10 protein-coding genes are annotated in these 11281 nt (G+C 74.5%); 3 read left to right on the top strand and 7 right to left on the bottom strand.

The features are described from left to right. Positions 1–33 precede the first annotated feature (33 nt). Positions 34–1038 (bottom strand): winged helix-turn-helix domain-containing protein, encoded by a 1005-nt coding sequence (locus LPA42_RS17700; protein WP_077936236.1) that lies wholly within the window; start codon positions 1036–1038, stop codon positions 34–36. Between the two features lie 306 nt (positions 1039–1344). Continuing rightward, positions 1345–2379, bottom strand: a complete 1035-nt coding sequence (locus LPA42_RS17695) for a hypothetical protein (RefSeq protein ID WP_077936246.1) — start codon at positions 2377–2379, stop codon at positions 1345–1347. Between the two features lie 104 nt (positions 2380–2483). Between LPA42_RS17695 and LPA42_RS17690 the strand changes: the two genes are divergently transcribed. Then, positions 2484–3026, top strand: a complete 543-nt coding sequence (locus tag LPA42_RS17690) for an NUDIX hydrolase (RefSeq protein WP_077936235.1) — start codon at positions 2484–2486, stop codon at positions 3024–3026. Positions 3027–3137: 111 nt separating this feature from the next. On the opposite strand, the gene LPA42_RS17685 is transcribed toward LPA42_RS17690, so the two are convergent. Further along, positions 3138–4229, bottom strand: coding sequence for a mannose-1-phosphate guanylyltransferase (locus LPA42_RS17685; RefSeq protein WP_043963986.1), 1092 nt, complete (start codon positions 4227–4229; stop codon positions 3138–3140). Between the two features lie 55 nt (positions 4230–4284). Further along, a complete protein-coding gene (locus LPA42_RS17680; protein ID WP_077936234.1) occupies positions 4285–5430 on the bottom strand; it encodes a glycosyltransferase family 1 protein in 1146 nt (381 codons plus the stop codon). Between the two features lie 152 nt (positions 5431–5582). On the opposite strand from LPA42_RS17680, the gene LPA42_RS17675 reads away from it, so the two are divergent. Then, positions 5583–6272 (top strand): TIGR03089 family protein, encoded by a 690-nt coding sequence (locus tag LPA42_RS17675; protein ID WP_228986692.1) that lies wholly within the window; start codon positions 5583–5585, stop codon positions 6270–6272. Positions 6273–6278: 6 nt separating this feature from the next. Here LPA42_RS17675 and LPA42_RS17670 read toward each other — a convergent pair whose 3' ends face one another. After that, positions 6279–8267 (bottom strand): acetoacetate--CoA ligase, encoded by a 1989-nt coding sequence (locus tag LPA42_RS17670; RefSeq protein WP_077936232.1) that lies wholly within the window; start codon positions 8265–8267, stop codon positions 6279–6281. Positions 8268–8504: 237 nt separating this feature from the next. Further along, complete coding sequence (locus tag LPA42_RS17665; RefSeq protein ID WP_043961976.1) at positions 8505–9041, bottom strand: acyl-CoA thioesterase; 537 nt, start codon at positions 9039–9041, stop codon at positions 8505–8507. Positions 9042–9064: 23 nt separating this feature from the next. Here LPA42_RS17665 and LPA42_RS17660 point away from each other — a divergent pair, with 23 nt between their 5' ends. Beyond that, positions 9065–9721 carry a hypothetical protein gene (locus tag LPA42_RS17660; RefSeq protein WP_077936231.1) on the top strand — a complete coding sequence of 219 codons (657 nt, stop codon included), beginning with the start codon at positions 9065–9067 and terminating at the stop codon, positions 9719–9721. 201 nt (positions 9722–9922) lie between these two features. Here the strand turns inward: LPA42_RS17660 and LPA42_RS17655 are convergent, their stop codons facing one another. Then, positions 9923–11086: an acyl-CoA dehydrogenase family protein gene (locus LPA42_RS17655; protein WP_077936230.1), complete on the bottom strand. Its 1164-nt coding sequence runs from the start codon at positions 11084–11086 to the stop codon at positions 9923–9925. Between the last annotated feature and the right edge of the window lie 195 nt (positions 11087–11281).

The raw sequence follows: 11281 nt of genomic DNA, 5'->3' as shown, positions 1-11281 counted from the left end.
CGGCGCTCCGGCCGCGGGTCACCCCGGCAGGGGTCACGCGTCGAGGATGGCGCGGCCCAGCGGGGTGAGGGTGTGCAGCACGGTGTTGCGGTCCCGGTGGCTGACCAGCAGGCCGGCGTTGCGCAGTACGGTGGCGTGCTGGCTCGCCGCCGCCGGGGAGATGCGCAGCCGGCGGGCCACCTCGCCGGTGGTGCAGCCGTCGTCGGTGGCCTCCAGCACCGCCGCCCTGGTGCGGCCGAGCAGCGCGGCCAGCGCCTCCCGCCCCATGCCGGCCCGGGCCGACGCGCCGCCGCCGGTCCCCGCCGTGACGAGCCCGCCCAGCCGGTCCACCGGGTAGACGAGCACCGGCGGCAGGTCCGGGTCGGCCAGCGCCACGGGGGTGCCGGCGCAGAAGAACGACGGCACCAGCAGCAGGCCCCGGCCGTCCAGGTGCAACTCCCGGCTCTCCGGGTAGCCGTGGATCTCCAGCACCCCCGAGTCCCAGCGGGCGAGCGGGCGGAAGCTGTCGAGCAGCCCTTCGACGCCGCCGTCGAGCAGGGCCCGGGCGCGCCGCATCCGGTCCGAGTCGATCGCGGCCTGGATGTGCGCCCAGTACGGGCTCAGCGCCAGCTCGCGGTACCGCTCCATCGAGTCGGTCAGGTGGCGCAGCATTTCGGGCTCGCCCCGGGCCAGCGCCCCCGCCGAGGCGGGCAGCGGGTGTTCCCCGGCCATCCGGGTCATGTCCCGGTGCAGCAGCCGCACGGGCGTGCTGCGGATGGCCTCCAGCCCTTCCGCCAGCCCCTGGAGCCCCTCGTGCGGGGTGAGGAAGTCGGGGAAGTAGCCGCGCCCCGGGTTCAGCGCGAACAGCAGCCGCATCGGCTCCGCGCCGACCAGCCGCCGCAGCTCCCGGGAGACGCCCCGACGCCAGCCGGAGGTCAGCGGGTCCTGGCTGCGGACCTGGAGCACGTGCACGCTGAGGATCAGCTCCCAGAGCGGGTCCGCGCCCGGGGCCACCCGGGTCCGGAGGATGTCGTCGGGTGAGAAATAGATCTTCAGCATTGGATCGCTCCCGTGCGGCGGGCAGAGGGGGGAGACACTGCCGACCGTTCGCACTGTACCCGGGCGGCAGTTATCTCCACTTTTAAGCGTGGGATGAAAAACCTCGACGTCCCCGGTCGACCTTCGGCATGCTCTGGGTTGTCCCGCACGGGCCGTCCGTCACCGACGCCGGCCCGGCCACCGGGGCCGGGGAGGATCCGGCGGACGGGCGGCACCACGAGGGTCTGCGGCCCTTGCTCCGCAGAGGTGTCCCCGTCCGCCAACCCGGCCGGGCCGAGGCTCGCCCGCCCGGTTCCGCGCGCCCGGTCAGCCGATCCAGAGCGCGACCCGGTGGTCCTCGTCCGTGACATACCAGCAGCGGCCGTCGGCCTCGGCCAGCCCCTCCACGTGGTGGAACGGCGCCAGGTCCGCCACCAGCTCGCCCGGCACGAGATGCCCGGCCGCCTTCTCCAGCCGGAACCGGACGTGCCGCGAGGTGACGTCGCCGCCGTGCGGGTGGTCGTCGAGCAGCACCGAGCCCTTGCCCAGCGCGTCGATCGAGCCGGCGATCGCCGCGTAGCCGCCGTCGGACAGCGGCACGAGCGCGCGGAAGCCGGTGAGCCCGCCCGGCGGGGTCACGCCGGTCAGGGCGTACGCGCCGAGGGCCCGCGGCCAGTTTCCGCCGTCGAACATCTCCGGCACCCCGGCCACCTCGACCAGGATCGGCTCCCCGTCGGTGGTCACCGGGAAGCGCAGGCCGAGCAGCACCGTCCCGCGCGGGGTGAACGCCGCCGCCTCGACGTTGAGCGGTAGGTCGCCCTCGGCGAGCCGGCTCACCCAGCCCTTCGCCCGGGCGGTGCCCCGGGCCACCGTCTCGGCGATGAACCGTTCCCGCACCCGTTGCCCCGGCGGCAGCGTGGTCAGCTCGGCGGCGGCCAGCGCGTCGTTGACCGCCCGGTGCAGCCGGAACCGGTTGCGCACCACCCGCACCGGCAGCCGGCCGCCGATGGCGTCGTCCTCGCGGAACCGGGCCACGAACGCGCGGCGGGGGCGCAGCGGGCCGGCCTTCGAGCCGAAGTGGGAGCCGAAGACGTACACCCAGCCGTCGTGGTGGGCCAGCGCCTCGCCGTCCTCGGTGCGGCCGTTCTCGGTGCCGGCGTCGGCGTCGACGTGGTGGGCGGACCACTCGCCGTCGTCGTGTTCGAGCAGCAGGGCGAGGCACTGCTCGACCGGGCCCTCGTCGAGGACGGTCCAGAAGCCGCGCCGGGCGCGGTGGGCGGCGAGCACGGCCGGCGAGCGCACCGGCAGCAGATCGCTGGCCTCGTTGCCGGCGACGACGAACTCGACAAGTCGCAAGGTCACCCGCATAGGGTGGCACCCGTGCCAGATGCAAGGAAGGGCCCCCTGTTAACGCATTCTGTCGAGCAGGGGCCCCGCTTAACAGCCATGTCCCCAGCTACGCGGCGCTGCACGGCGACGCGACGCGCGTACTCGAAGGGTGGACGCCGACCGGGGCGGCGGCCGGCGCGGCCCGCGACCGCACCCTGGAGTTGCTGGCCGCCGGGCCGGCGGCCCTGGCCCGGGAGCACCGGGCGGGCCACGTCACCGCCAGCGCGCTGGTCCTCGACCCGACCGGCGGGCGGGTGCTGCTCTGCCTGCACGGCAAGTTCCGCAAGTGGGTGCAGCTCGGCGGGCACTGCGAGCCCGGCGACCGGACCCTGGCCGGCGCGGCGCTGCGCGAGGCGGGCGAGGAGTCGGGCATCGCCGGCCTGGTCGTCGACCCGGTCCCGATCGACGTGGACGTCCATTCGGTCGCCTGCCAGGGCGGGTCGCTGCACTACGACGTCCGGTTCGCGGTCTTCGCGCCGGCGGGCGCGACGGAGCAGGTCAGCGACGAGTCCGAAGCGCTCGGCTGGTTCCCGCCGGACCGGCTGCCGGAGCCGCTGGCCGGCGGGACCGCCCAGCTCGTCGCCCCGGCCCTGGCCGCCCTGCGCCGCCGCCGCGGCTGACCCGGCCACGCCGGCCGGCAGCGGACCGCCGGGCCACGCAGCCGGCCGGGCGGCGGGACGGCCGGACAGCGGGCGGCCGGGGGCCTGGGCAGCCGCCCGCTCGGCGCGGGGTCAGACCAGGTTCTCCTCGCCCCGGTCCTTCAGCTCGTCGACCAGGGCCTTCACGTCCTGGGCGCGGTCGCGGGGGCAGACCAGCACGGCGTCGGGGGTGTCGACGACGATCAGGTCGTGCACGCCGAGGGCGGCCACCAGCCGGCCGGAGTGCGGCACCACGACCAGCCCGCTGGCGTCGCGCAGCAGCACGCCCGGCTTGGCGTCGGTGCCGAGGACCACGTTGCCGGCCGCGTCGGCGGGCAGGACGTCGCCGAGGGTGTGGAAGTCGCCGACGTCGTTCCAGCCGAAGTCGCCGGGGACGGTGGCCACCCGCCCGGCGGTCGCCGCGCCCTCCATCACCGCGTAGTCGACGGAGATCTTCGGCAGGGTCGGCCAGACCGTGCCGAGGACGTCGTCCTGCTCGGGGGTGCCCCACGCGGCGGCGATCGCGGTGATCCCGGCGTGCAGCGCCGGCTGCTGGCGGGCCAGCTCCGCCAGGAACACGTCGACCCGCCAGACGAACATGCTGGCGTTCCACAGGTGGTGCCCGGAGCGGAGGTACGCCTCGGCGACCTCGGCGGCCGGCTTCTCCTTGAACTCCAGCACCGGCCGCAGTGGACCGTCGGCGGTCGGGTCGCCGGTGTGCAGGTAGCCGTACCCCGTCTCGGCGCGCGTCGGGGTGATGCCCACCGTCATCAGCAGCCCCTGCTCCGCGCCGGTCACCGCCTCGGCGACCGTGGCCCGCCAGACGTCGGCGTCGCGGATCAGGTGGTCTGCGGCGAAGGAGCCCATCACCGCGCCCGGCTCGCGCTGCGCGATCACCGCCGCGGCGAGGGCGATGGCCGCGCAGGAGTCGCGGGGCGAGGGCTCGACGAGGATGTTCTCCTCGGGCAGGCCGGCCAGTTGCCGCGCCACCGCCGCGACGTGCGCGGCTCCGGTGACCACCAGGGTGCGCTCCGGCGTGGTCAGCGGCGCCAGCCGGTCCACCGTGGCCTGGAGCAGGGACGCGGGGGTGCCGGTGAGCGGGTGGAGGAACTTGGGATGGCCCGCACGGGACAACGGCCACAACCTTGTGCCGCTGCCGCCCGCCGGGATGACGGCGTAGAGCATCAGCACATCATGCCCGAACCCGCACGCTACGGGCGCATCGTCACGCCGCGCGGCGTCAGGCGCGGGCCCGCGTCCACGCCGCGATGTGCACCTCGGCGCTGGACTCCCAGGTGAACTCCTTCGCCCGGTCGAAGCCGGCCTTGGCCAGCGACAGCCGGCGCTGCTCGTCGTCGAGCAGGGCGGCCAGGTCGGTGGCGATCTGCTCCGGGGCCTCGCTCGTGTACGCCACCGCGTCGCCGCCGACCTCCGGCAGCGACAGCCGCGGCGTGGTCAGCACCGGGGCGGCGCAGGCCATCGCCTCCAGGATCGGCAGGCCGAACCCCTCGCCGTACGACGGGTAGGCGGCGACCAGCGCGCCGCCGAGGAAGCCGGGCAGGTCGGCGTAGCGCAGGTAGCCCGGGCGCAGCAGGCGCAGGTGCGACGGCACCTCGGCGACGGCCCGGTCGATGTCGTCGTCGTGCCCCTGACCGCCGGCGACCACCAGGGCGGGCGGGTCCTGCCGGTCGGCGACCGCGCGCGCCCAGCCCCGGATCAGGTTCGGGACGTTCTTGCGCGGCTCCTTCGCGCCGAGGAACGCGACGTAGCTGCTGTCGCCGAGCCCCAGCCGGGCCCGGACCCGGGCCTTCTCCTCCTCGCCGGGCGCGTGGAAGGCGGCGTGGTCGACCCCGTGGTAGGCGACGTCGATGCGGGTCGGGTCGGCGTCGAGCAGCCGGATCAGCTCGTCGCGGGTGGCCTTGCTGGGCACGATCACCCGGGCGGCCCGGCGCAGCGACGTCTTGATCGCGCTGCGGAAGAACGTGCGGCGGGACTTGTCGTAGTGCTCCGGCTCGGTGAAGAAGGTCGCGTCGTGCACGGTCACCGTGACCGGACAACCCGCCCGCAACGGGCAGGTGTAGAAGGGCGAGTGCAGCACCTGCGCGCCGACCTGCTGGGCCAGCAGCGGCAGGCCGGTCTGCTCCCAGGCGAGCCGGGCCGGGCGGTGGGCCACGGCGGCGGGAGCGGCGACGATCTCCGCGCCGGGCAGCATCCGGGAGTAGCGCTCCAGGTCGGTGCGCAGGCCGACCACGGCCAGGTCGATCCCTTGGCCGCACACCTTCCCGAGGGCGCCGAGCAGGCCGTCGACGTATCGACCGACGCCGCCCCGGTCGGCGGGGACACTCGTGGCGTCGATGAGTACGCGGGGCGGACGACCGGCGGTCACGGGGCGACTCCTTGCGGTGGCGAAATCTGTGGGGAACAACACTCCGGGCAAGCCTACGCCGGAGCCCGGCCCGGTCGCTGACTGCGACCCGACCGTTCGCCGACTTGTCACTGTCGTGGGATACGGACTCCGGCGGCGTATCGTTCGCGCCGATGGCCGACAACATTGCCCGGGTGTTCGCCGCAGCGATCGCACCCGACCCCGCGCAACCCCTGCTGACCTGGTATGACGACGCCACCGGCGAGCGCACCGAACTGTCCGGCGCGACGCTGGCGAACTGGGTGGCCAAGACCGCCAACCTGTTGACCGACGAAGTGGCCGCCGGCCCGGGCGAGTCGGCCGGGGCGCTGCTCCCGCCGCACTGGCAGACCGCCGCCGTGCTGCTGGGCTGCTGGTCGGCCGGGCTGGTGGTGGCCGACGCGCCGGGCCCGGTGGAGGTGCTCTTCGCCGCCGCCGACCGGGTCGGCGAGGCCGACGCCTGGCCGGCCGCCGAGCGGTACGCGCTGGCGCTCGCCCCGTTCGCCCTGCCGCTGCGCGAGGTGCCCGCCGGCTTCGCCGACTACGTGGTCGCCGGGCGCGCGCACCGCGCCCCCTTCACCCCGTACGCCGCCGGTGGGCCGGCCGACGCGGAGCTGCTGGGCCGCGCGGCGGCCCGGGCGGCGGAGCTGGGGCTGACCCAGGGCGACCGGGTCCTGCTGGACGTGACCGCCCACCCGGACCCGGTCGACTGGCTGCTCGCCCCGCTGGTGGCCGGCGCGTCGACGGTGCTGTGCGCCAACGCGGACCCGGCCCGGCTGCCCGCCCGCGCCGAGACGGAACGGGTCACCCGCACCCTGGCCTGACGGGCGTCAGGAGCGGGCCGGTGCCTCCGGGGCGGGCCGGCGCTGGGCGAACGCGGCGAACGCCGTCAGCGACTCCGGGTTGGCCAGGGCGCCCTTGGCCGCCGCGTCGTCCACCGGCGTGCCGGTGAGGATCTTCTTGACCGGCACCTCCAGCTTCTTCGCGCTCAGGGTGCGCGGGACGGCCCGGACCTGGTGGATCTCGTCGGGGACGTGCCGGGGCGACAGGGCGGTGCGCAGCTCGCGGCAGATCTTCTTCCGCAGCGCGTCGTCGAGTTCGAGGCCGGCGGCGAGCACCACGAACAGCAGCAGCTCCCCCGCGCCGCCCTCGTCGTCCTCCAAGTGCACCACCACCGAGTCGACGACCTCGTCGAGGCCCTCGACGACGGAGTAGAACTCGGCGGTGCCGAGCCGCACGCCGCCCCGGTTGAGGGTGGCGTCGGACCGGCCGGTGATCACGCAGCCGCCCCGCTCGTTGATCGTGATCCAGTCGCCGTGCCGCCACACGCCCGGGTAGAGCTCGAAGTACGCCTCCCGGTAGCGGGACCCGTCGGTGTCGTTCCAGAACCCGACCGGCATGCTCGGCATCGGTGCGGTGATCACCAGCTCGCCCAGCTCGCCGAGGACCGGCGTGCCGTCGGCCGAGCGCGCCTCCACCCGCGCGCCGAGCGCCCGGCAGGTGATCTCCCCGGCGTGGACGGGCAGCAGCGGCACGCCGCCGACGAAGCCGGTGCACACGTCCGTGCCGCCGGAGAGCGACTGGAGCTGGAGGTCGGTGCCGACCGTCTCGTAGACCCAGGTGAAGCCCTCGGCGGGCAGCGGCGCGCCGGTCGAGCCGACGCCGCGCAGCGCGGACAGGTCGGCGACCTCCCGCGGCACCAGGCCGGCCTTGCGGCAGGCCAGCAGGAACGGCGCGGAGGTGCCGAAGTAGGTGGTGCCGGTCTCGGCGGCCAGCCGCCACAGCCCGCCCAGGTCGGGGTGGCCCGGGTTGCCGTCGAACAGCACGATCGCCGCGCCGACCGCCGGCGCGGAGACCAGGAAGTTCCACATCATCCAGCCGGTGGTGGTGAACCAGAAGAACCGGTCGCCCGGGCCCAGGTCGTGGTGCAGGGCGAGCATCTTCAGGTGCTCCAGCAGGATCCCGCCGTGGCCGTGCACGATCGGCTTGGGCAGCCCGGTGGTGCCGGAGGAGTAGAGCACGTACAGCGGGTGGTCGAACGGCACGCCGGCGAAGGTCAGCGGCTCGTCGGTCGGCGCGGCCAGCTCCGCCCACGGCAGCGCGCCGTCGGGGGCCGGGCCGTCCGGGTCGAGGTACGCGACGGCGACGGTGTGCTCCAGCGACGGCAGGGCGGCCCGGATGGCGGCCACCTCGCCGCGCCGGTCGACGGGCTTGTCGCCGTACCGGTAGCCGTCGACGGCGACGAGGACCTTCGGCTCGATCTGCCGCCATCGGTCGGTGACGCTGCGGGTGCCGAACTCCGGCGCGCAGGACGAGAAGATCGCGCCGAGGCTGGCGGTGGCCAGCAGCAGCACGTACGTCTCGGGGATGTTCGGCGCGTACGCGGCGACCCGGTCGCCGGGGCCGACGCCGAGGCGACGCAGCCCGGCCGCCACCCGGCGGACCTGCTCGCGCAGCCCGGCGGCCGTCAGGGTCTGCGGCGCGCGGGTCTGCCCGTGCGCGATCACCACCGGGTCGTCGTCGCCGAGCCCCGGCATGCGCAGCACGTTCTCGGCGTAGTTGAGCGTGGCCCCGGGGAACCAGCGGGCGCCGGGCATCGCCGGGTCGGCCAGCGTGGCCGTCGGCTCGGTGTGCGCGACGACGCCGAAGTGGTCCCAGACGGACCGCCAGAACCCGTCGAGGTCGGTGACCGACCACTCCCACAGCGCGGCGTAGTCGGCGAACTCCAGCCCCCGGTGCTCCGCCAGCCAACGCAGGTAGGCACCGATCCGGGACCGCTCGCGCACGTCCGCCGGCGGTGTCCACAGCACGTCACCCACAGCTTCACCCTCCTCCAGGCCCCGGACCGCCCCGTCACGTGGGCCGTGATGCCATCTTGCCCTATGTCGCAGGGACATTGTCCGCCCCGGTACCCACCGCCGGGGCGTGCCCGCCCCACACCCCCGGCGCCCGCGCTGTGTGGGGTGTAAGGAAGGGCCCCTTGTTAACGCATACGGTAGAGAAGGGCACCCTTCTCACAGCGGCCGCCAGGCCGGGTCGGGCCGGGAGGGGGACAGTCAGCCCTCGCGGTGGGCCTGGATGGCGCGGCGGCGGGCCAGGCGGTGGGCCCGGCGGATCTCCGCCTCCCGGTAGCGGCGCTCGTCCTCCGGGGTCTCCGGCAGCACCGGCCGGACCGGACGGGGCAGGCCGCCCACGTCCACCCCCACGAAGACCAGGTACGCCGTGGCGACCGGGACCGGCTCGTCCTCGGCCGAGTCCCAGCGCTCGGCGACCACCCGCACGCCCACCTCCATCGAGGTCTGCCCGGTCCAGTTCACCTGGGCGTGCGCGTGCACCAGGTCGCCCACCCGGACGGCCTCGGAGAACACGATCTCGTCGATCGCGGCCGTCACCGCCGTGCCGCCGCTGTGCCGGGCCGCCGCCGCGCCCGCCACGTCGTCGACGAACTTCATCAACACCCCTCCGTGCACGGTCCCGTACAGATTGACATCGACCGCGGTCATGATGCGACTGAGCGTGACGCGGGAGTACGACGTGGGTTTGCCCTGCGGGGACGCAGCGGGATGCGGCGCGGTGGAGAGGTGATCTGTCATGCCGGAAACGGTACGGTGCGCCAATGCGACATCTCTGGAGCTTCCTCGCCGGGCTGGTGGTGGCGCCCGTCACCTGGGTGCTGCTCGCGCTCGGGCAGGACGGGTCGACCCGCACGATCACCCGGTGGGTGGAGATCGGCACGTTCAACACGGCCAACCTGATCGAGCCGGGCGTCTACCTGGCCGTGGCCGGCGTCCTGCTCGGCCTGCTCGGCACCCTGCGTGTCTCGCCGCTCGGCCCGCTGGTCGCCGGGCTGCTGCTGATCGCCCCGTACGTCGGGATGTTCGTCGCGCCGTTCGAGGTGCGCGACCGCGTCCCCGAGGGCTGGAAGGCGCTGGGCGACCCGCTGCCGCTGTTCCTGCCCGTGCAGAACGGCACGCTCTTCCTGGTCGGCGCTCTGCTGCTGATGGCCACGTTCAGCCGGCAGCGGTGGCGGCGCTGGCCCCGGCCGGCGGCCGGTCCCGTGCCGGCGCAGCGGCCGGAGGACGCCGCCACCAACACGTTCACGCTCACCGACTGGCCGTCGGGCGGCAGCGCGGCGGAGCGGGACACCGCGCCGCTCACCCTGGGCTACCCGGACCAGCCGCCGCCGGAGCCGTTGCCCCGCCGCACGGCCGGGGAGTCCCCCTGGTCTGCCCCGCCGCGCCGCCCGGAGGACACCACCACCGAGCTGCGCTGACGAGACCGCCGTCGGGCACGGGGCGCGGACGGGGCCTCCCCCGCCACCGCACCCCGTGCCCGGCAACGTCGAACGAACCGGAGGCCGGCACCCCGTGCCCGGCAACGTCGAACGAACCGGATGCCGGCGCCCCGGGCCCCGACGCCCGCGCCGCCGGCCCGAGGCCAGGGGCAGGCCCGAGCCGAGGGCAGAGCCGACGGGTCAGCCGCGCAGCAGCTGGCGGGCCATCACGATGCGCTGGACCTGGTTGGTGCCCTCGTAGATCTGGGTGATCTTGGCGTCCCGCATCATCCGCTCGACCGGGTAGTCGCGGGTGTAGCCGTACCCACCGAGCAGTTGCACGGCGTCGGTGGTGATCTCCATGGCGGCGTCGGAGGCGAAGCACTTGGCCGCCGCGCCGAAGTAGGTCAGGTCGGCGTCGCCCCGCTCGGACCTGCCGGCGGCGGCGTACGTCAACTGGCGGGCCGCCTCCAGCTTCATGCCCATGTCGGCGAGCATGAACTGGACGCCCTGGAACTCGGCGACCGCCTTGCCGAACTGCTTGCGCTCCTGCACGTACCCCTTGGCGTAGTCGAGCGCGCCCTGCGCGATGCCGACGGCCTGCGCGGCGATGGTGACCCGGGTGTGGTCCAGGGTCTTCATGGCGGTGGCGAAGCCGGTGCCCTCCGCGCCGATCATGCGGTCGGCGGGGATGCGGACGTTGTCGAGGTAGACCTCGCGGGTCGGCGAGCCCTTGATGCCGAGCTTCTTCTCGGGGGCGCCGAAGCTGACGCCCTGGTCGGACTTCTCGACCACGAACGCCGAAATGCCCTTCGATCGGGCTGTGGGATCCGTCACGGCGAAGACGGTGTAGAAATCCGACACTCCGGCGTTGGTGATCCACCGCTTCACGCCGTTGAGCACCCAGTGGTCGCCGTCGCGGACCGCCCTGGTGGTCATCGACGCGGCGTCGCTGCCGGCCTCCGGCTCGGAGAGGCAGTAGGAGAACATCGCCTCCCCGGCGGCCACCGGGGTCAGGTAGGCGCGCTTGAGCTCGTCGGAGCCGGCCAGGATCAGCGGCATGGTGCCCAGCTTGTTGACCGCCGGGATCAGCGAGGACGAGGCGCAGGCCCGGGCGACCTCCTCGATCACGATGGCCGTGGCCAGGGCGTCCGCACCCGCGCCGCCGTATTCCACGGGGATGTGCGGGGCGTGGAAGTCGGCGGAGCGCAGCGCGTCGTAGGACGCCTTCGGGAACTCGCCCGTCTCGTCCGCCTCGGCGGCGTGCGGCGCCACCTTCGCCGCACAGACCTCACGCACCGCCTCGCGGACCGCCTCGTGCTCCTCGGGCAACCGGTAGACGTCGAACGACTGCTCTGCGGCCATGTCGGCCCCTCCCCTTCACGGCTATCATGCCCAGTCTGTAGCGTCTCGGAACCGCCGACCGCGCAGACTGAAGGATAGCGACCAGCGCTCAGTTGATCCTTACCGGCGCGTAGGCTCGGGCCTGACCGAGGCGTCGAAGCGACGCGGCGCGCGGAGGTCGACGCGGCACGGCGAGCAGAAAACGACACAATTCCC

Origin of the sequence: Micromonospora sp. DH13 (assembly GCF_020873825.1) — a bacterium.
Taxonomy (GTDB): domain Bacteria; phylum Actinomycetota; class Actinomycetes; order Mycobacteriales; family Micromonosporaceae; genus Micromonospora; species Micromonospora haikouensis.
The sequence above is the reverse complement of the archived record's forward strand: the minus strand, read 5'-3'. Positions and strand labels throughout refer to the sequence as shown.

Coding starts and splice junctions, on each gene's coding strand:
- LPA42_RS17655 (WP_077936230.1), bottom strand. CDS start 11,086: ATGGCCGCAGAGCAGTCGTTCGACGTCTACCGGTTGCCCGAGGAGCAC.
- LPA42_RS17665 (WP_043961976.1), bottom strand. CDS start 9,041: ATGACAGATCACCTCTCCACCGCGCCGCATCCCGCTGCGTCCCCGCAG.
- LPA42_RS17675 (WP_228986692.1), top strand. CDS start 5,583: ATGGCCGACAACATTGCCCGGGTGTTCGCCGCAGCGATCGCACCCGAC.
- LPA42_RS17700 (WP_077936236.1), bottom strand. CDS start 1,038: ATGCTGAAGATCTATTTCTCACCCGACGACATCCTCCGGACCCGGGTG.
- LPA42_RS17660 (WP_077936231.1), top strand. CDS start 9,065: ATGCGACATCTCTGGAGCTTCCTCGCCGGGCTGGTGGTGGCGCCCGTC.
- LPA42_RS17685 (WP_043963986.1), bottom strand. CDS start 4,229: ATGCTCTACGCCGTCATCCCGGCGGGCGGCAGCGGCACAAGGTTGTGG.